This is a genomic window from Cellulomonas avistercoris, assembly GCF_014836445.1.
GTDB classification, from domain to species: domain Bacteria; phylum Actinomycetota; class Actinomycetes; order Actinomycetales; family Cellulomonadaceae; genus Cellulomonas; species Cellulomonas avistercoris.
In genome coordinates this window covers 117,469-137,304 of record NZ_JACSQV010000001.1, presented here as the reverse complement: position 1 = coordinate 137,304, position 19,836 = coordinate 117,469, and the positions used below count along the sequence as shown (strand labels likewise).

The window sequence follows — 19,836 nt, the reverse complement described above, 5'->3', positions numbered from 1 at the left end:
GGCGCGTCGCCGTCCATGGCTGGCTCCGCGTTCGGCATCCGGCCGCATCCCCGATTGCTCTCCTCGGCACGACGGCCCGCGAGTACCGGCTGTTCTGCACGGTCAGCCCTGCAGGCGCACCCGCCAGCGCTCCCACGGTGGCATGACGTCCCACTGCCGGCGCAGCGTGCGGAACGCGCGCCCGAAGCGCCGTACCCACTGCCGCCCGGGCCGTAGCGAGCGCGCCGAGACCCCGACGCGCCACGTGCGGTCCACAATCACGCGAGCGTCGGGGCCGAGCGCCATCGCCAGGTCCAGGTCGTCGTGCACGTCACCGGACCGGGTGATGTGCTCCCGGACGCGGCGCCACGCGTCCGCGCGGAAAGCAGCCGACGACCCCCAGATCACCGGGTGGCCCGCCGCGAGGTGACCGAGCGTGTAGTACGCACCGAGGTACGCGTGCGCGAGCAGCGCGCCACCTGGTCCGCGCAGGTCGAAGCGCCCAGCACCGCTGACGGCCTCGACGTCCGGGTCGGCGAGGACCCTGACCGCGTGCGCCACCCAGTCCGGCCCGGGCCGTGAGTCGGCGTCGAGCCGCAGGATCAGGTCGCCGCGCGCGGCGTCGTAGCCGGCCGCGGCGGCGTAGGGGATGCCGGGGCGCGGCTCGACCACGACGCGAGCGCCGTGCTGCCGCGCGACCAGAGCGCTCGCGTCGGTCGAGCCGTTGTCGACGACGACGACCTCGTCGGGCCGTCGGGTCTGGCGCCCCAGCAGCGCGAGGCACGCGTCGAGGTGCTGCGCGTCGTCCCGGACGGGGATGACCACCGAGACGGTCGCGCTCCCGGTGCGCGGCACCGCGGCGGAGTCCTGCCCGGTGGTGCGCACGGATGCGGGGTCGCCCGCGTCCGCCCTCGTCACGGTCCACCGGCGACGTACGTGCTCATGGGGACGATCCTCACGGGCGTGCGGCTCGGAGGCCACCCCGCAGCAGGGTGAGTCGTGCCTCAGGCGTCGGCCGCGACGTCCGACGGCCACGTCGCCGACGCCCGCGCCGCCACCTCGTCGTACCGGTCGAGCGCGATCTGCGCGAGCCGCGGGTCCGGGGCGAGGGCCGCCGTGACGACGTCGGCGCCGGCCTCGTGCACGCGGTCGAGGAAGAAGCCCGGCGCGAGCAGGTAGGAGGCGACGACGACGCGGCCACCGGGGGCGAGCCCCGCGCGCGCGGCCGCGACCGCCACGGGCACGCGGGGGTGCGCCCCGGACCCGTACCCGACGGTCACGGGTCGCCCGAGGTGCGCGGCGAGCCCGGCGACGACCTCGCGCACGGCCGTCGCGGCGTCCGGGTCGCTGGACCCGGCTGCGGCGACGACGACCGCGTCCTCGGGCGCGACCTGCACCGCCGCGAGCCGGTCGGCGAGGATCTCCACGAGACGCGGGTCCGGTCCCATCGGCCGGCCCGCCGCCGCACCGGGCCGGTCGACGGCCTCGGCGACGTCCGTCTTGACGTGGAAGCCGGTCGAGAGCAGCAGCGGCACGACGACCGCCGGGGCCTGCACGACGGCGCCGGCGACGACGTCGGGCAGCTCCGGCTGCTGCACGTCGACGAACGCCTCGCGCACGTCGAGGTCGGGCCGGGCCGCGGCCACGTCCCGGAGGATCGACGCGATCGCCGCGCGCCCCGTCACGCTGTCGGTGCCGTGCGAGCAGCCGACGAGCACGGGAGCGGGGGGGACGTGCGACGTCATGTCTGCTCCTGGAGCTCGATCCGGTAGCCGCGCTTGACCACCGTGCGGATGAGCGCGCGGCTGCCGGAGGCGTCCCTCAGCCGGGCGATCGCGACCTCGGCCGCGTGCGGGTCGGACGATACCCCCGGCAGCGCGGCCAGGACCCGTTCGCGCGGCACGACCGAGCCGCGCGCGTGCGCCAGCAGCCGCAGCACCTCGAGCCCCGTGCGTGACAGCGGCAGGACCCGGCCGTCGAGCACGGCGGCGCCACGACGCACGCGCAGCGGTCCGGCGACGGTGTCGAGCGCCTCGAGCCCTCCGTAGTGCGTGACGACGGCCCGCACGAGCGAGCCGAGACGTCCACGGTCGGGGACCAGCGGCTCGATCCCCGCGTCCTGCAGCGGCCGGGCCGTCACGGGCCCGACGGCCGCGAACACCACGCCGCCGGACCGGTGGCGGCGCAGCACGCCGTCGAGGGCGTCGGCCTCGACGGCGGCGGCGACCCACGCGGCGGCACCGGGCGCGGACGTGAAGACGACCGTGTCGATCTCGCCGTCGGCGACCGCGCGTGCCGACTCGCGGACGAGCGCGGGGTCCGGCGGCGGGCCCCAGCGGTACACGACGACGCTGCGCACCCGCGCACCGGCGGCCGCGAACGCCTCGTCGAGCCCGTCGGCGCCGGCGCCGTGGTGCTGGACGACGATGTCGCGGCCCGCGACGCCCTCGTCGAGCAGCGTCTCGGCGATCTCGGCGCTGGTCTCCGACTCGGCGACCCAGTCGGCGCTCAGGCCTGCGGCCTGGATGGCGCCGCGCGCCTTGGGGCCGCGCGCGACGATCCGGCTCGCGCCGAGCACCTCGAGCAGGCGGTCGGCGACGCCGGCGGCGTCCGCCGCCTCGATCCACCCGCGGAACCCGATGCCCGTGGTCACGACGAGCGTGTCCGGCGGGTCGGCGAGCAGGTCGCGCGTCCGCTCGAGCAGCAGCGCGTCGTCGGTGTGCGGCACCATGCCGAGCGCGGGCGCGTGCCGCACGCTCGCGCCGCGCCGCTCGAGGGCCGCGCTCAGCTCGGCGGCCCGGCGGTCGGCCGTGACGAGCACGACGCAGCCGGCCAGCGTCTGGTCGATCATCTCCCCCGTCACGCGCCCATTCTCGCCGGGTCGGCGGCGTCCGCGTCCACCGGCACGTCCGCCGGACCGTCCAGGAGCCCGGGCCGGGTGACCTCGCCGAGCACGACGACGGCGGGTGAGCGCACCCCGCGGGCCGCGCAGAGCGCCGCGACCTCGTGGAGCGGGGCCCGCGTCACGCGCTGGTCGACGAGCGTGGCACGCTCGACGACGGCGACGGGGACGTCGGGGTCCACGCCGCCCGCGAGCGCGTCGCGCACGAGCCCGGGCAGCGCCGCGACGCCCATGAGGACGACGACGGTGCACGAGCCGTCCCGCAGACCGGTGAGCGCGGCCGCCGACCAGCCGTCCGTCCCGTTCATGACGTGCACCGCGCCGACGACGCCGCGGTGGGTCAGCGGGATGCCCGCCGCCGCGGCCGCCGCGAAGGCGCTGCTCACGCCGGGCACGACCGTGACGGGCACGCCCGCGGCCCGGCAGGCGACGACCTCCTCGCCGCCGCGCCCGTAGACGAACGGGTCGCCGCCCTTGAGCCGCACCACGAGGCGTCCGCGCTGCGCCTGCTCGACGAGGATCCGGTTGATCTCGTCCTGCGGCACGGGGTGGTGGCCCGGCGACTTGCCCACGTCGATGACCTCGACGTCGGCGGGGAGCTCGTCGAGCACGTCGGTGGGACCCAGCCGGTCGGCGACCACGACGTCGGCCTCGGCCAGCGCGCGTCGTCCGGCGACGGTGAGCAGCCCCACGTCCCCCGGCCCTCCGCCGACCAGGACGACCCGTCCGCGGTCGGGGGCGGCCCGGCGCCTCCGCAGGTCGACGTCCCCGGCGCGCAGCAGCGCCGCGAGGCGGTCGCGCACCTGGACGCTGCGTCGCGGGTCCGCGCCCGTGGTCGACACGACACCGACGAGCACGTCACCGACGCGCGTCGTCGCGGGCGTGCGTGCGGTGCCCGCAGCGGGACGGCGCGGACCGCCCGCGTCCACGCAGAAGACGTGGCGCGCGGACGCCCACGCGACGACCGACGTGTCGGTGTGCCGCTCCCCCGTCGCGGTGTGCACGAGCCACACCTCGTCGAGGTCGGTCTCGACGACCTCGCGGTCGGACCAGCGGGCACGCCCGGCGACCACGAGGTCGGCGAGCGGCTCGCACAGCTGCGGTGCGACGACGTGCACGTGCGCACCCTCGTCGGCGAGCGCCTCGGCGCGCCGTGCGGCCACCGGTCCCCCGCCGACGACGAGCACCGCCCGCCCGGCCAGCTCGACCCCGAGCAGCGCGGTCACCCGGCACCGCCGCCCACGGCCACGCGCACGTCGCCGTCGACGACCTCGACGGTCCACGTCCGCAGGTCCGGCGACCGGCCGGCCACCGGCTCCTTGCCGGCCGGGTCGAGGCAGACGCCCGTCCGCAGGTCGAACACCTGCTTGTACATGGGAGACGCGACCGTGGGCACGTCCTGCTCCGCGACGCGGCGGGTGCCGACGATGCCGCGCGCGATGACGTGCGCGTCGGAGAACGGGTCGTGCTGCTGGACGGCGAGCACGCTCTCGTCGAGCAGGCGGAACAGCGCGACCTGCGTCAGGACGGGCCGGCCGGCGACCTCGTCCGGGACCAGGGCCGCGGCGCCGCGCTCGTACGCGAGGTCACGCAGCCGGCACACGGTCAGCCACGTGGTGGACACGTCGTCGAGGGTCGTCACGAGCGGACCTCCAGGGTGGTGCCGGCGACGAGCACGGCGCGCTCGTCGGCTGTCGCGGGGCGGACCTGGCCGCGCTCGGGGACGTACGCCAAGGACGGGTCGGCCACGTCGGGCGCGTTGACGAACGACGCGAACCGCTGCAGCTTCTCGGGGTCGTCCAGCGTCGAGCGCCACTCGTCCTCGTAGTCCTCGACATGGCGCGCCATCTGCTCGTCGAGGTCGGCGCAGATGCCCAGGGCGTCGTCCATGACGACCGCCCGCACACCGTCCAGGCCGCCCTCGACCTCCTCGATCCAGGGGGCCGTGCGCTGCAGCCGGTCCGCGGTGCGCACGTAGTAGAGCAGGAAGCGGTCGATGGTCCGCACCAGGGTCTCGGTGTCGAGGTCCTCGGCGAGCAACCGCGCGTGCCGCGGCGTGAAGCCGCCGTTGCCGCCCACGTAGACGTTCCAGCCCTTGTCCGTCGCGATGACGCCGACGTCCTTGCCGCGGGCCTCGGCGCACTCGCGCGCGCAGCCCGAGACCCCCAGCTTGATCTTGTGCGGCGAGCGCAGGCCGCGGTACCGCAGCTCGAGCATGACGGCGAGCGCGACCGAGTCCTGGACGCCGAACCGGCACCACGTCGAGCCGACGCACGACTTCACGGTCCGCAGCGACTTGCCGTACGCGTGCCCCGACTCGAAGCCCGCGTCGACCAGGCGGCGCCAGATCAGCGGCAGCTGGTCGATGCGCGCCCCGAACATGTCGACGCGCTGCCCGCCGGTGATCTTGGTGTAGAGGCCGAAGTCGCGGGCGACCTCGCCGACGGCGATGAGCCCCTCGGGCGTCACCTCGCCGCCCGCCATGCGCGGCACGACCGAGTACGAGCCGTCCTTCTGCAGGTTCGCCATGACGTGGTCGTTGGTGTCCTGCAGCGCGGCGCGCTCACCGTCCAGGACGTGCGCGGGTGCGGTGGTCGCCAGGATCGACGCGACGGCGGGGCGGCAGATGTCGCAGCCACGCCCGTGGGTGCCGAACCGCTCGACCACCTCGGTGAACGTGCGCAGGCCCGCGACCCTGACCGCGTCGTAGAGCTGCGCACGGGACAGCGAGAAGTGCTCGCACAGCGCGCTGCTGACGGTGACGCCGAGCTTGCCGAGCTCGGTGGCCATGAGCTTCTTGACCAGCGGCAGGCAGGACCCGCAGCTCGTCCCGGCGCGCGTGCACGCCTTGACGGCACCGAGGTCGTGGCAGCCCTCCTCACCCACGGCGTGCCGGATCGTGCCGGCGGACACGTTGTTGCACGAGCACACGCTCGCGTCGTCGGGCAGCTCGAGGTCGGGTGCACCCGCGCCGCCCTCGGGGAGGAGGAACGCGGCGGGGTCGCCCGGCAGCTCGCGCCCGACCATGGGCCGCAGGCTGGCGTACGCCGACGCGTCGCCGACGAGGACCCCGCCGAGCAGCGTGCGGGCGTCGTCGGACATGACGAGCTTCTTGTACACGCCGCCGACCGGGTCGGCCCACACGACCTCGAGCGCGCCGGGGGTCCGGGCGAACGCGTCGCCGAAGCTCGCGACGTCGACGCCCGCGAGCTTGAGCTTGGTGGCCGTGTCGGCACCGGCGTACACGGCACCGCCGCCCAGGAGCCGGTCGACCGTGACCTCGGCCATCGTGTACCCGGGCGCGACCAGGCCGATGCAGGCGCCCTGGATGCAGGCGACCTCGCCGACGGCCGACACGTGCGGGTCCGCCGTCAGGCACGTGTCGTCGACGACGACACCGCCGCGCGGTCCGATCGCCAGCCCCGACCCCCGCCCCAGCTCGTCGCGCGGGCGGACGCCCGCGGCCACGACGACGACGTCCGCGTCGAGCCGTGTGCCGTCGGCGAGCTCCACGCGGCCCACGCCGCCGCGCCGGTGCGGCACGACACGCGTCGTCATCGACTGCGTGCGCACGCCGATGCCGAGCCGGTTGACCAGGCGCCGCAGCGCCTCGCCGCCCCCGAGGTCGACCTGCGCGGACATGAGGTGCGTGTCGACCTGCAGCACGGTGGGCCGGGCGCCGAGCGCGTCGAGCGCACCCGCGGCCTCGAGCCCCAGCAGGCCGCCGCCGAGCACGACGCCGCGCACGGTCCGCTCCTCGGCCAGGCCGTTGACGTAGCCGCGCAGGGCCGCGACGTCGTCGAGCGTCCGGTAGACGAAGACACCGTCGAGCTCGGCGCCCTCCATGGGCGGCACCCAGGCGTACGACCCGGTCGCCAGCACGAGGTGGTCGTAGGCGAACGTGCGCCCCGACTCGGCCGTGACCACGCGGGCGTCGCGGTCGATCCCGACGGCCTTGTCGCCGCGCACGAGCGTGACGAGCGGGTCGTCCCACAGCGCGGGGTCGCCGAGCGACAGGTCCTCGGGCGAGCGCCCCGAGAAGTAGCTCGTGAGCGCGACCCGGTCGTAGGGCCGGCGGGGCTCCTCGGCCAGCACCGTGACCCGCCAGGTGCCGGTGGTGTCGCGGTCGCGCAGCGCCTCGACGAGGCGTTGCGCCACCATGCCGCCGCCGACGACGACGAGGTGACGGGGGTCCATGGGGCCTCCTGGTGCAGATCGGTGCGGTCCGTGCGGCGAGCGGGGGGTGGGGCGTGTCGACGACGCTACGAACGGGGGGTTTCGGCCAGGCACCCGCGCCCGTTTCCGCGCCGGAACTTTTCCCTCTCACCCGCGGCGCCCCCGATGTGAGGGCCGGCCTGGCGGGGCAGGACGCGACGACCTACCGTGGCGCTCGTGACGGACCTGCGGGTGGACGTGCGCGCCGGCGGCCCGGCCCGGCAGGCCGATGCGCGCGCCGCCCTCGCCGGGCTCGCGGCGGGCGCCCTCACCGTGGGCGTCGGCGCGCTGCTCGCGGTGCTCGCCGGGCCGTCGAGCGACCCCCTGGTGGCTGTCGGTGCCGCCTTCGTCGACGCGACGCCCGGGTGGCTCAAGGACTGGGCGGTCGTGGCGTTCGGCACGGCGGACAAGATCGCGCTGGGCGCCGGTGAGGTGCTCGTGCTCGCGGCGCTGGCCGCCGCCGCCGGGGTCCTCGCACGTCGGCGCTGGGCGTGGGGCGCCCTCGTGGTGGTGGCCCTCGGCGGGCTGGCCGCCCTCGCGGCCATGACGCGGCCCGACGCCGGTGTGCTCGCACCGCTGCCCGCGCTGGCGGGGGCGGGCGCCGGCCTGTGGGCCCTGAGCACGTTGCTGGGGCGGCTGCCCGACGGCGCGTCCTCGCCCGCGGCTCCGGGCGGCGAGGCCACGGTGCACCGGTCCGGTCGGCGCACGTTCCTGCAGATGACGGTCCTGGTCGCCGCCGCGGGTGTGGTCGGCACGGTCGTGGGTCGCGTCGCCGCGACGGGTGCCCGCGGCGCGCAGGCCGTCCGCGCGTCGCTGCGGCTGCCCGCACCCGCCCGACCGGCACCCGTGCCCCCGGCCGCCGTCGACGTGGGTGTCGAGGGCGTCGGGCCCTGGGCGACGCCCCCCGCGGACTTCTACCGCATCGACACGGCGCTGGTCGTGCCGCAGGTCGACCCCGCGCGCTGGCGGCTGCGCGTGCACGGCATGGTCGAGCAGGAGGTCGAGATCGGCTGGGACGAGCTCCTCGCCAGCGACCTGGTCGAGGCGTGGGTGACGCTCGCCTGCGTCTCCAACCCCGTCGGCGGGGACCTCGTGGGCAACCAGCGCTGGCTCGGCCTGCCCGTGCGCGAGCTGCTGGCGCGCGCCGTCCCGACCGCGGACGCCGACATGGTGCTCTCGCGCAGCGTCGACGGGTTCACCGCGTCCACCCCGATCGAGGCGCTCACCGACGACCGGGACGCGCTCCTCGCGATCGCCATGGACGGCGAGCCGCTGCCGCCCGAGCACGGGTTCCCGGTGCGCATGGTCGTGCCGGGCCTGTACGGCTACGTGTCGGCGACCAAGTGGGTCACCGAGCTCGAGGTGACCCGGTTCGACCGCGCCGAGGCGTACTGGACCGCGCGCGGGTGGTCGCGGCGCGGGCCCGTCAAGACGCAGTCGCGCATCGAGGTGCCGCGCCCGGGCGACGACGTCGGCGCCGGGGACGTCGTCGTCGCGGGCACCGCGTGGGCCCAGCACCGCGGGGTCGAGCGCGTCCAGGTGCGCGTGGACGAGGGGCCGTGGCAGGACGCCGACCTGGCGGCCGACGCGGGCGTCGACACGTGGCGGCAGTGGCGCTGGACGTGGCCGGACGCCCCGGCCGGCGAGCACCGCCTGGCCGTGCGCGCCTGGGACCCCGAAGGCCCCCAGACCGCTGTCCCCGCCGACGTCGTGCCCGACGGCGCGAGCGGCTACGACACCGTCCTCGTGCGCGTGGCCTGACACCGGCCCGACCTCCTCAGTACACGTCGCGCGCGTAGCGGCGGTCGGCGGCCAGGCGCTTGACGTGCGCGGACGCCTCCGGTCCGGAGAGCCCGCCGTGCCGGGCCACGACGTCGCGCAGCGCGGCGTCCACGTCCGGTGCCATGCGTGCGGCGTCGCCGCAGACGTACACGTGCGCCCCCCGCTCGAGCCACGCCCACAGCGCGGCGCCCTGCTCGCGCAGCCGGTCCTGCACGTAGACCTTCTGCCGCTGGTCCCGCGAGAACGCGGTGTCGAGCCGCGTCAGCACGCCGCGCTCGCGCCACGCGTCGAGCTCGTCGCGGTACCAGAAGTCGGTCGCCGCGTGCTGCTCGCCGAACACCAGCCAGTTGTCCCCGGTGTGCCCGCGCGCCTCGCGCTCGGCGAGGAAGCCGACGAAGGGCGCCACGCCCGTCCCCGGCCCGACCATGACCGCGGGTACCGACGGGTCGTCGGGCGGGTGGAAGTGCGTGCTCCCCTGCACGTGCACGGCGACCTCGGTGTCCGGCCCCGCGTCGGCGAGGAACGTCGAGCACGTGCCGCCGCGCGGACGCCCCGCCGGGCTCGCCCAGCGCACCACCGACACCGTCAGCCGCACGAGCCGTGGGTCGACCGCCGGGCTCGAGGAGATCGAGTAGGCGCGCGGCTGCAGCGGACGCAGCGCGTCGACCCACTCCTGGGCGGTCGCCTCCACACGGTGCCCGACGACCACGTCGACGACCCCGCGGTCCCACGTCCACGCCGCGAGGTCCTGCCGGTTCTCGCTGCGCAGCAGACGCTGCAGCTCGGTGCCGGCCGTGCCCGCGGCGCGATCGGCGACGAACCGCAGCAGCGCGGGCGCGGGACGGCCCAGGTCGAGCCCCGTCGCCAGCGCCTCGTGCAGCGGACGCACCACGCCACCGAGGACGACGGGCGCGTCGGCGTCCAGGCCCGTCGCGGCCAGCCACTCCTCGACGAGCGCGAGCGGCGTCACGGGCCGCACCGCGAGCGCGTCGCCCGCGCGGTACGGCACGGGCAGCGGTGAGCCCGACGTGTCGAGGAGGATCTCGCGCACCTCCTTGGCCGAGCCCGGATCGCCGAGGCGGCGGCGTCCGACGAGGCGCGCGGTCCCGGGTGCCGCCCGCGTGGCACGCGCCGGTGACGCAGCACCGGGCGCCGGCCCGCGCGGTGCGGTCGTCGTCGCGTCGCGCCGGACGACGGCCCCGGTGGGACTGTCACCCTCCGGGTCCGCGGCACCGGTCAGCGCGGCGACCAGCGCGGTGAGCCAGCGCTCGACGGCCGCGTCGTCCCCCGGCTCGCGCTCGAGGCGGTCGACGAGCCGCTGCCCGCCCAGCTCGGCGAGCCGGTGGTCGAGCCGGCGCCCGTGCCCGCAGAACCGGTCGTACGTGGGGTCGCCGAGCGCCAGCACCGCGAACCGTGCACCGCTGAACGACGGCGCGTGCGGGTCGGCCAGCAGGTCCCACAGCGCGGTGCCGTTGTCGGGTGCATCCCCGTCACCGAAGGTGCTGGTGACCAGGACGGCGTCACCGTGGCGCGGCAGGTCGTCGAGCGCGTCGTCCATCGCGACGACGCGGGGTGTGCGGCCCGCGTCCGCGAGACGTTGTGCGACGACGCCCGCGACCTCCTCGGCCGTGCCGGTCTGCGAGGCCCACAGGACCGTCACGGTCCGCGCGGACGTCGCACCCCGCGGTGGCGCGGGGGCGCGCGAGAACATGCCCGCCAGCACGCCGTCGACCCACAGCGCGTGGTCGCCGCGCAGCGGCGCGGTCGGCGGCAGCACCGGCGTGCCGGCCGCACCCCCGCCGAGGCCGGCGAGGAAGCCCGCGAGGTAGCGGCGCTCGTCGTCTCCGAGGGCGGGCGGTGCGACGTCGTCGACGCCGAGCGCGGCCGCGAGCGCGCGCATCGTCGCCGGGCCGTCGATCACCGCCTCAGGGCGCGGCTCGGCCGGGGCCTGGTCGAGGGCCGGACCGACGTCCACGACCGCCACGGGAGTCAGCGCGACCGCACAGGCCTTGAGCTCGGGCTGGAAGGACAGCGGGTCGACGGCGTCGTTGGTCACGGCGTTGACGGCGAGGTACTCCCCGAAGACGTCGTTCCAGTGGAAGGGCGCGAAGCAGGTCCCGGCGGGGACGCGGTCCGTGACGACGACGGGCAGCACGGCACGGCCGCGGCGCGACGCGACCTCGACGGGGGCGCGGTCCGTCAGGCCCAGGCGCGCCGCGTCGGCGGGGTTCACCTCGACGAACGGTCCGGGCTCGAGCCTGTTGAGCGCCGGGACCTTCCCCGTCTTGGTCATGGTGTGCCACTGGTGCTGCACGCGTCCGGTCGTGAACCAGAACGGGTGGTCGTCGTCGGGCATCTCGGCCGGGTCGGCGTGCGGACGCGCGTGGAAGACCGCCCTGCCGGTGGGCGTCGCGAAGGCCAGGCGCGGGCGCGTGCCGTCGGGGTGCGTCAGGACCGGCCGGTGCTCGCCGTCGTTGAGGTAGCGCACGGGGTTGCGCGCGGGCGCGTCGGGCGACGCGCAGGGCCACTGCACGGGCTCGCGCCGCAGCCGGTCGTAGGTGACGCCGCGCAGGTCGTACCCGGTGCGCGGGTTGGACGCCCGGCGCAGCTCGTCGAAGACCTCCTGCGGCGAGCCGTAGGCGAACCCGTCGTAGCCCATCGCGGTCGCGACCCGGGCGATGAGCTCCCAGTCGGGCAGCGCCTGCCCGGGGGCGGCCAGCGCACGGCGGGCCAGGGTCATGGTGCGCTCGGAGTTCACCATGACGCCGTCGGCCTCGGACCACATCGCGGCGGGCAGGACGACGTCGGCGTACGCGTTGGTCTCGGTGTCGGCGAACACGTCCTGCGTCACGACGAGCTCGGCGCGCTCGAGCCCCTCGATGACGGTGCGCCGGTTGCCGACCGACGCGACCGGGTTGGTGCAGATCACCCAGCACGCGCGGATGTCGCCGTCGGCCATGCGACGGAACATGTCGACCGTGCCGGTGCCCACGCCGTCCGCGCGGATCGTGCCGCGCGGCACGCCCCACAGGTCCTCGCAGAAGGCGCGGTCGTCGGCATCCAGGACGCTGCGCTGCCCGGGCAGGCCCGGGCCCATGTAGCCCATCTCGCGCCCGCCCATGGCGTTGGGCTGCCCGGTCAGGGAGAACGGGCCGCTCCCCCGCCGTCCGATCGCACCCGTCGCGAGGTGGAGGTTGACCAGGGCGTTCGTGTTCCACGTGCCGTGGGTCGACTGGTTGAGGCCCATGGTCCAGCACGAGACCCAGTCGCCGGCGCCGGCGATGAGGTCGGCGGCGGCCCGCAGGTCCGCGGCGGGCACGCCGGTGAGCTCCTCGACGACGTCGGGCGGGTAGTCGGCCAGGAACGCCGGCATCTGCTCCCAGCCCTGCGTGTGCTCGGCGACGAACTCCTCGTCGACCGCGCCCGCCTCCACGAGCAGGTGCAGGAGCCCGTTGAGCAGCGCGAGGTCCGAGCCTGGGCGCACCTGCAGGAAGAGGTCGGCCTTGTCAGCGGTCGCGGTGCGGCGCGGGTCGACGACGACGAGCTTCGCGCCCGCCTTCACGCGGTCGAGCAGCCGCAGGAACAGCACCGGGTGGCAGTCGGCCATGTTGGCGCCGACCAGGAGGAAGACGTCGGCGTGGTCGAGGTCGTCGTACGACCCCGGCGGGCCGTCCGAGCCGAGCGACAGCTTGTACCCGGTGCCCGCGCTGGCCATGCACAGCCGCGAGTTGGACTCGATCTGGTTGGTGCGCCAGAAGCCCTTCGCGAGCTTGTTGGCCAGGTACTGCGCCTCGATGCTCATCTGCCCGGACACGTACAGCGCGATCGCGTCGGGCCCGTCGCGGTCGAGGATCTCGCGCAGCCGGTGCGCGACCGTCGCGATCGCCGCATCGACGTCGGCCGGCACGGGCGCCGCACCGCGCTCGGGGCGCACCAGCGCGGTCGTGAGCCGCCCGCCGGCCGCGAGCATCGTCGCGCTCGTCGCGCCCTTGGTGCACAGGCGCCCGGCGTTGGCGGGGTGCGACCGGTCGCCGCTCGCGCGGGTCACCGTGCCGTCGTCGCCGACGTCGAGCACGATGCCGCACCCCACACCGCAGTACGAGCACACGGTCGCGACCTGCGTCGCGGCCGTGCGCCCGGGCTGCGCGGTCGTCGTGAGCGTCATCAGATGAGGGCGTCGCCGAACGACGAGCCGCGGCGGCCGTACACGAGCCACGTCGTGGTGGCCATGACGCCGTACATCGCGACGATCACCCACAGCGCGGTCTCGATCCCGCCGGTCGCCGTGGTGGAGACGGCGAAGCCGCGCGGGATGAGGAACCCGCCGACCGCTCCCACGGCCCCGGCGATGCCGATGCACCCGGCCGCGACCTTGGCACGCCGGGCCCGGTCGGTCGCGTCGCCCGCACCGTGGCGGAACACCGCGGGGATCATGCGGTAGACCGAGCCGTTGCCGGCGCCCGTCGCGAGGAACAGCAGGAGGAACGAGCCGAAGAACAGGCCGAACGACCCCGAGCGCAGGGCGAAGATGGCCGATACCGTCCCCGCGGCCATGACCGCGAACGCGACCACCGTCACGCGCGCGCCGCCCAGCCGGTCGGCGAGGATCCCGCCGGCGGGCCGCGCGACCGACCCGACGAGGGCCCCGAGGAACGCGATCGACAGCGTCATGCCGGGGAACTCGTTCTTCAGCAGCGTCGGGAACGCACCCGAGAACCCGATGAACGACCCGAACGTGCCGATGTAGATGAACGAGATGACCCAGGTGTGCTTCTGGCGGGCCGCCGAGCCGTAGGCCCGCGGGTCGGCCGCGGCGTCCTTGACGTTGTCCATGTACCGCCACGCGAGCACGGCGGCGAGGACCGCGAGGGGCACGAACATCAGGCCGGCGCGCTCGAGGTGCACGCCCGCGCCGATGACGATGACCAGCGGCACCGCGAGCTGCACCGCCGCGGTGCCGATGTTGCCGCCGGCGGCGTTGAGGCCCAGCGCCCGGCCCTTCTCCCGCTCGGGGTAGAAGAACGAGATGTTCGCCATCGAGGAGGCGAAGTTGCCGCCGCCGACGCCGGCGAGCGCGGCGACGACCAGCAGCACCGTGAAGGACAGGTCCGGCCGCTGGACGGCCCACGCGAGCGCACCGGCCGGTGCGAGCAGCAGCAGGGCGGACACGATCGTCCAGTTGCGGCCGCCGAAGACGGGGACCGCGAACGTGTACGGGATGCGCAGCGTCGCCCCGACGAGCGAGGGCACGGCGATGAGCCAGAACATCTGGTCGGACGTCAGCGCGAAGCCCGCCTCCGGGAGCTGCGGCACGACGATGCTCCACAGCGCCCACACGGCGAAGCCGAGGAACTCGGCAAAGATCGACAGCGTGAGGTTGCGCCGTGCGACCCCGCGCCCGACCGACCGCCACTGGTCGGGTGCCTCCGGGTCCCAGCCGTGCAGCCAGCGGCCGCGGTGGCGCACGAGCTCGGGCATGGTCCCCGCGGGGGTCAGCACGACGGCGCCGGCGCCGTGCCGGGTCGCGGTCGTGGCCGCTGCGGGCGGGTCCTCGGGGGGTGCGGGCGTCGTGGGGGTCTGGGTCACGGGGAGCCTCCGGGCGTCGGGCCGCGTGCTCGGGCACGCGTCTGCGGGCGTCGGGGCCGGGTCGTCACCCGGCGGGTGGCGCCGCGAGGTGCCGGCGTCGTGCTCCGACGCTAGGGACGGCGTGTTTCGCCCGATCACGTGCCCGCGTAACCCGCCGCGAACGTTCAGCGCACACGGGCGCTCCCGGTGGTGTGAGAAGACGTCGCGACGTGGCGCGTGGGGCTCGCCTGGCGCAGGCTGGGGTCCGGCACGCCGGACCGTGCCCCGGACCCGACCCCTGGGAGGATCGCCCCATGCCCGACCTGCGCACCCTGTCCACCGAGCTGCTCGCCGCCGCCCGCACCGACCCGCACGGCCGCAGCGCCCAGCTCGTGGTGCACGACGGCGAGCTGCGCCAGACCGTCCTCGCGCTCGTGGCCGGGGCCCGGCTGGGTGAGCACTCCTCACCGCCGGCCGCGAGCCTGCAGGCCCTGAGCGGCCACGTGCGCGTCGAGGTCGACGACACCGTGCAGCAGGAGGTCGCCGCGGGCGAGCTGTGGGAGCTGACGCACGAGCGCCACTCCGTCGTCGCGATCGAGGACAGCGTCGTGCTGCTCACCACGGTCACCAACGTCGCGACGCAGCCGCACGGCTGACGAGCGGGCGACCGCCGCCCGTCAGGCCGGGTGGTCGCCGCCCGCCAGCTGGGACAGCGCGTGCGGCAGCACGTCGGCCAGCACCTCGAGCGCGTCCCGCGCGGCGCCCGTGGACCCCGCGACGTTGACGACGAGCGTGCGTCCGGCCACGCCCGCGACCCCGCGCGACAGGACCCCCGCGGGCACGCCCCGGCGGACCGCGTCGGCGCGCAGCGCCTCGGCGATGCCGGGGACCACCCGGTCGACCACCGCGAGCGTCGCCTCGGGCGTCATGTCGCGGGGTGCCAGACCCGTGCCACCCGTCGTGAGGACCAGCGCGGCACCGTCCGCGACGGCGGCGCGCAGCGCGCGCTCCACCGGCATCCCGTCGGGCACGACGACCGGCGCTGCCACGTCCATGCCCAGCGCGCGCAGCCCGTCGACGAGCAGCGGCCCGGACACGTCGTCGTACTGCCCCGCGGCGGCGCGGTCCGACGCGGTCACGACCACCGCACGCGGTGCCGCGTCGGGCACGTCACTCACGCGTCCACGTCCCGCTGCGGCCGCCGGACTTCTCCTCGACCCGCAGGTCGGTGAGGTACGCGCCGCGGTCGACCGCCTTGACCATGTCGATCAGGGTCAGCCCGGCAGCCGCGACGCACGTCAGCGCCTCCATCTCGACCCCGGTGCGGTCGGCCGTGCGCACGGTCGCGTCGACCGTGACGCCGTCGTCGACGACCTCGAGGTTGACGCGCACGCCGTGGATCGCGATCGGGTGGCACAGCGGCACGAGGTCGGGCGTGCGCTTGGCGGCCTGGATGCCGGCGATGCGCGCGACCGCGAGCGCGTCGCCCTTGGGCACACCCTCGCCGCGCAGCAGCGCGACGACCTGGGGCGTCGTCACGAGCCGGCCCGTGGCGCGGGCGCTGCGGACGGTGACGTCCTTGTCGGCGACGTCGACCATGCGGGCCGCGCCGTGCGCGTCGACGTGGGTCAGGCGGTCGTGCTGGGTCACGCGTCGTGCTCCTTCAGGTCGATGACGGCCACGGGGGACCCCGCCGCCAGCTCGGTGACGTCCTCGGGGACGTCGACGAGCGCGTCCGCCCGGGCGAGCGCGCCCAGCAGGTGCGAGCCGGGGCCGCCGACGAGGTCGGCGACGGGTGCGCCCGTGCTCCAGTCGAGGCGCGCGCGCAGGAGCTGGCGGCGCCCCGCCGGTGACCGGAGCCCCGCCGCGAGCGTGGCGGTGAGCGTGCGGCGGTGCACGTCGCGCGCGCCGAGCATGCGGCGCAGCAGCGGTCGGACGAACACCTCGAAGGACACGAACGAGCTCACGGGGTTGCCGGGCAGCGCGAGCACGGGTGTGCCGCCGCGGAGCACGCCGACCGCCTGCGGCTTGCCGGGCTGCATGCGCACGTGCACCAGCTCGGCGTCGCCGTCGGCGAGCAGCGCGTCGCGGACCACGTCGTACGCCCCGACCGACACGCCACCCGTGGTGACGACCAGGTCGGCCCGCGCCGCGAGGTCGGCCAGCGCGGCCCGCACGGCGGTCAGGTCGTCGCGCACCACGACGACCGCGACGACGTCGGCGCCGGCCGCGGTCGCGGCGGCGGCCAGCTGCGGGCCGTTGGACTCGTGGATCTGGCCGTGGCGCAGCGGCTCGCCCGGGGCGACGAGCTCGGAGCCCGTCGACAGCACCGCGACGCGCGGGCGCGCGTGCACCTCGACGCGCGCGTGCCCGGTCGCGGCCAGCAGCCCCACCGCACCGGGGCCCACCACGTCCCCGGCGCGCAGCACGACGTCGCCCGCGCGCACGTCCTCGCCGCGCCGCCGCACGTGCGCGCCCACGGCCACCGCACCGTCGACGCGGACGCGGCTCGTGCCGCCGTCGGTGAGCTCGACCGGCAGCACGGCGTCGGCGCCCGACGGCACGGGCGCGCCCGTCATGATGCGCACGGCGACCCCGGCGGGCAGCTCGACGGTGCGCGTGTCGCCCGCGGGGACGTCGTCGGCGACGTCCAGGACCGCACCCGGCCGCAGGTCGTCCGCCCGCACCGCGTAACCGTCCATCGCCGAGCTGTCCCACGGCGGCAGGTCCACCGCGGCGGTGACGTCGGACGCGAGCGCGCGACCGCGGGCCTCGCCGATCGCGACGTGCACCGCCGGCAGTGGCCCTGCCAGCGCGAGCACGGCCGCGGCGTGCTCGTCGAGCGAGCGGACCGTGCGCACCGCGAGCGCTGCTCCGGCGGGGGCGTCGACCATGCGCCCAACCTACTGCGACGCACCGGCCGCCCCGCCCGGCGGCGGGCAGGCGCGTGCGGCGCGCAGGGGTGTCCGTATCATCACAGGATGCGAGCCGTGAGCGCCGCGGGTGCCGCGGCGCCGCGCGAGGGGGGCCTGGTCGACCGGTACGGCCGGGTCGCGACCGACCTGCGCGTGTCCCTGACCGACCGGTGCAACCTGCGCTGCAGCTACTGCATGCCGGCCGAGGGGCTGCCGTGGGCACCGGACGACACCGTGCTCACCGACGCCGAGGTGGTGCGCCTGGTCCGCATCGGTGTCGAGCGGCTCGGCATCCGCGAGGTGAGGTTCACGGGCGGTGAGCCCCTGCTGCGGCGCGGGCTCGAGGGCATCGTCGCGGCGACCGGGCAGCTGCGCACCGCGGACGGGGAACCCGTGCGCACGGCCCTGACGACCAACGGGCTCGGGCTGGACAAGCGCGCCCGCGCGCTGGCGGACGCGGGGCTCGACCGCGTCAACGTGTCCCTGGACTCCCTGGACCCCGCGCGCTTCGCGACCATCACGCGTCGTGACCGGCACGCGGACGTGCTCGCGGGGCTGGCCGCGGCGTCGGCCGCGGGGCTGGCGCCGGTCAAGGTCAACACCGTGCTGGTGCGGGGCGTCAACGACGACGAGGCCGTGCCGCTGCTGACGTGGGCGCTCGAGCACGGGTACCACCTGCGCTTCATCGAGCAGATGCCGCTCGGCCCGCACGGCTCGTGGCGGCGCGAGGACCTCGTGACGGCCCAGGAGATCCTCGACGCGCTCGCCGCGGCGTTCGTCCTCGAGGCCGAGCCCGACGGCGCGCGCGGCGGGGCCCCGGCCGAGACCTGGCACGTCCGCGGGTTCCCGGGTGCCACGGTCGGCGTCATCGGCTCGGTGACGCGGCCGTTCTGCGGCGCGTGCGACCGGACCCGCCTGACCGCCGACGGGCAGGTCCGCAGCTGCCTGTTCGCGCGTGAGGAGGACGACCTGCGCGGGCTGCTGCGCGGCGGCGCCGACGACGACGCCGTGGCCGACGCGTGGCGCTCCGCGATGCTGGGCAAGGCCGCGGGCCACGGCATCGACGACCCGACCTTCCTGCAGCCCGCACGGACCATGAGCGCGATCGGAGGATGACGCGATGACCCCCCAGCCCGCACCGGTGGGCGGCACGACGGGCACCGGCGTGCGCACCGGCCGCGTCGAGGTCCGGTACTTCGCCGCCGCGGCCGAGGCGGCGGGCGTCCAGGAGGAGCACGTCGACCTGCCGCCCGGGACGACCGTCGGAGGTCTCCTCGACGCACTCGCCGAGCGGCACGGCCCGGCACTGGCCGACGTCGCGGCACGCTGCGCGCTGCTCGTCGACGGCGTGCTGCACCGCGACCGCGACGCTCGCGTCGGCGCCGCCGTGCGCGTCGACGTGCTGCCGCCCTTCGCGGGCGGCTGAACGCCGGTAGCCGGTCGGGTCAGGCGCTGCCCACCCACTCGTGGCCGCCGGCCGCCAGGTCCTGGCGCTTCCACACCGGCAGGTGCGCCTTGATCTCGTCGACGAGCAGGGCCGCGGCCGCGAAGGCCTGCTGCCGGTGGGCGGCCGAGACCGCCACGCCGAGCGCGCAGTCCCCCACCGCGAGCACGCCGACGCGGTGCACGCACGCGACGGCGTCGACGTCGCTGCGGGCCGCGACGTCGGCGACGACGCGGCGCACGACGTCCTGCGCGTCCGGGTGCGCCACGTACTCCAGGCCCGTGACGCCGCGTCCGCGGTCGTGGTCGCGGACGACCCCGGCGAACGTGACGACGGCGCCGGCGGCGTCGTCCCCCACGGCACGTGCCAGCGCGTCGACGTCGACGGGGTCCGTGGTGACCTGCGCGACGGCGACGCGGCGGGCGGGCGCGTGCAGGCGCGAGTCGTCGGTGGTCACCGGACCAGCCTAGGGCGGTGCGCCGATCCCGGGTCGATCCCGCACCTGCGGTGCCGACAGCCGGATCCCGCCGCACCTGCGGCGTTGCGCGCCTAGTCTGGCCCCATGCCGACCTACCGGGTGACGGACGCCGCGACGCTGCTCGGGGTGAGCGACGACACCGTGCGGCGTTGGATCGACTCCGGCCGCCTCGCGTCGACGCGCGGTCCCGGTGGCCACCACGAGGTCGACGGCCTCGCGCTCGCCGAGCTCGCACGGGCCCTCGGCGCGGAGCCGGAGCCGGGCAGCGCCCGCCGCTCCACCCGCAACCGCCTGCGGGGCATCGTCACGCGCGTCGTGCGCGACACCGTGATGGCCCAGGTCGAGATCCAGGCCGGCCCCTACCGGGTCGTCTCCCTCATCAGCCGCGAGGCGGCCGACGAGCTGGGCCTCGAGCCCGGGGTCGTCGCGGTCGCCTCGGTCAAGGCCACGGACGTCGCCGTCGAGCACGTCGAGGGCCGATGAGGCGCGCCCGCGCCGCCGCCGTCGGTCTCGCGCTCGTCGTGACCGGCTGCGGCGCCCCGGCCCCCGGGGCGCC

17 protein-coding genes are annotated in these 19,836 nt (G+C 76.3%); 5 read left to right on the top strand and 12 right to left on the bottom strand.

All coding sequences use genetic code 11. The features are described 5' to 3' along the window. Positions 1-102 precede the first annotated feature (102 nt). The 6 genes from H9657_RS00620 to nirB form a co-directional block, all read right to left on the bottom strand. Positions 103-897, bottom strand: a complete 795-nt coding sequence (locus tag H9657_RS00620; RefSeq protein ID WP_318241202.1) for a glycosyltransferase family 2 protein — start codon at positions 895-897, stop codon at positions 103-105. An 86-nt stretch (positions 898-983) separates the two neighbouring features. After that, positions 984-1,724: a sirohydrochlorin chelatase gene (locus H9657_RS00615; protein ID WP_191779312.1), complete on the bottom strand. Its 741-nt coding sequence runs from the start codon at positions 1,722-1,724 to the stop codon at positions 984-986. Then, positions 1,721-2,830: a uroporphyrinogen-III synthase gene (locus H9657_RS00610; protein WP_191779917.1), complete on the bottom strand. Its 1,110-nt coding sequence runs from the start codon at positions 2,828-2,830 to the stop codon at positions 1,721-1,723. The genes H9657_RS00615 and H9657_RS00610 overlap by 4 nt, the downstream gene beginning before the upstream one ends. Positions 2,831-2,838: 8 nt before the next feature. Then, a complete protein-coding gene (cobA, locus tag H9657_RS00605; protein WP_191779310.1) occupies positions 2,839-4,107 on the bottom strand; it encodes a uroporphyrinogen-III C-methyltransferase in 1,269 nt (422 codons plus the stop codon). Next, entirely contained in the window at positions 4,104-4,523 is a 420-nt protein-coding gene (locus H9657_RS00600) for a nitrite reductase (NAD(P)H) small subunit (protein ID WP_191779308.1), read from the bottom strand. The genes cobA and H9657_RS00600 overlap by 4 nt, the downstream gene beginning before the upstream one ends. Continuing rightward, entirely contained in the window at positions 4,520-7,078 is a 2,559-nt protein-coding gene (nirB, locus tag H9657_RS00595; RefSeq protein ID WP_191779306.1) for a nitrite reductase large subunit NirB, read from the bottom strand. Before nirB ends, H9657_RS00600 begins: the two co-directional genes overlap by 4 nt. 195 nt (positions 7,079-7,273) lie before the next feature. Between nirB and H9657_RS00590 the strand changes: the two genes are divergently transcribed. Further along, positions 7,274-8,857 (top strand): molybdopterin-dependent oxidoreductase, encoded by a 1,584-nt coding sequence (locus tag H9657_RS00590; RefSeq protein WP_404813122.1) that lies wholly within the window; start codon positions 7,274-7,276, stop codon positions 8,855-8,857. A 16-nt stretch (positions 8,858-8,873) separates the two neighbouring features. Here H9657_RS00590 and H9657_RS00585 read toward each other — a convergent pair whose 3' ends face one another. Together H9657_RS00585 and H9657_RS00580 are read right to left on the bottom strand one after the other, a co-directional pair. Further along, entirely contained in the window at positions 8,874-13,043 is a 4,170-nt protein-coding gene (locus H9657_RS00585; protein ID WP_191779304.1) for a bifunctional nitrate reductase/sulfite reductase flavoprotein subunit alpha, read from the bottom strand. Beyond that, positions 13,043-14,464 carry an MFS transporter gene (locus tag H9657_RS00580; protein ID WP_404813121.1) on the bottom strand — a complete coding sequence of 474 codons (1,422 nt, stop codon included), beginning with the start codon at positions 14,462-14,464 and terminating at the stop codon, positions 13,043-13,045. Before H9657_RS00580 ends, H9657_RS00585 begins: the two co-directional genes overlap by 1 nt. Positions 14,465-14,757: 293 nt before the next feature. Between H9657_RS00580 and H9657_RS00575 the strand changes: the two genes are divergently transcribed. Next, positions 14,758-15,099, top strand: a complete 342-nt coding sequence (locus H9657_RS00575) for a cupin domain-containing protein (protein ID WP_191779303.1) — start codon at positions 14,758-14,760, stop codon at positions 15,097-15,099. A 21-nt stretch (positions 15,100-15,120) separates the two neighbouring features. On the opposite strand, the gene H9657_RS00570 is transcribed toward H9657_RS00575, so the two are convergent. From H9657_RS00570 to H9657_RS00560, 3 genes are read right to left on the bottom strand one after another with little or no spacing between them, the layout of a single operon-like run. Beyond that, a complete protein-coding gene (locus tag H9657_RS00570) occupies positions 15,121-15,621 on the bottom strand; it encodes a MogA/MoaB family molybdenum cofactor biosynthesis protein (protein ID WP_191779301.1) in 501 nt (166 codons plus the stop codon). Next, entirely contained in the window at positions 15,614-16,093 is a 480-nt protein-coding gene (gene moaC, locus H9657_RS00565; protein WP_191779299.1) for a cyclic pyranopterin monophosphate synthase MoaC, read from the bottom strand. The genes H9657_RS00570 and moaC overlap by 8 nt, the downstream gene beginning before the upstream one ends. Continuing rightward, on the bottom strand, positions 16,090-17,337 hold the full coding sequence (locus H9657_RS00560; protein ID WP_191779297.1) for a molybdopterin molybdotransferase MoeA: 1,248 nt from the start codon (positions 17,335-17,337) through the stop codon (positions 16,090-16,092). Before H9657_RS00560 ends, moaC begins: the two co-directional genes overlap by 4 nt. Positions 17,338-17,424: 87 nt before the next feature. On the opposite strand from H9657_RS00560, the gene moaA reads away from it, so the two are divergent. Both moaA and H9657_RS00550 read left to right on the top strand, forming a co-directional pair. Next, the gene (gene moaA, locus H9657_RS00555) at positions 17,425-18,474 is read left to right on the top strand and encodes a GTP 3',8-cyclase MoaA (protein ID WP_191779296.1); all 1,050 of its coding nucleotides are present in this window, start codon (positions 17,425-17,427) and stop codon (positions 18,472-18,474) included. 4 nt (positions 18,475-18,478) lie between these two features. Further along, entirely contained in the window at positions 18,479-18,784 is a 306-nt protein-coding gene (locus H9657_RS00550; protein ID WP_191779294.1) for a MoaD/ThiS family protein, read from the top strand. Between the two features lie 19 nt (positions 18,785-18,803). On the opposite strand, the gene H9657_RS00545 is transcribed toward H9657_RS00550, so the two are convergent. Beyond that, on the bottom strand, positions 18,804-19,259 hold the full coding sequence (locus H9657_RS00545) for a molybdenum cofactor biosynthesis protein MoaE (protein WP_191779292.1): 456 nt from the start codon (positions 19,257-19,259) through the stop codon (positions 18,804-18,806). A gap of 105 nt (positions 19,260-19,364) precedes the next feature. Between H9657_RS00545 and H9657_RS00540 the strand changes: the two genes are divergently transcribed. Next, complete coding sequence (locus H9657_RS00540; RefSeq protein WP_191779290.1) at positions 19,365-19,763, top strand: TOBE domain-containing protein; 399 nt, start codon at positions 19,365-19,367, stop codon at positions 19,761-19,763. Positions 19,764-19,836 lie beyond the last annotated feature (73 nt).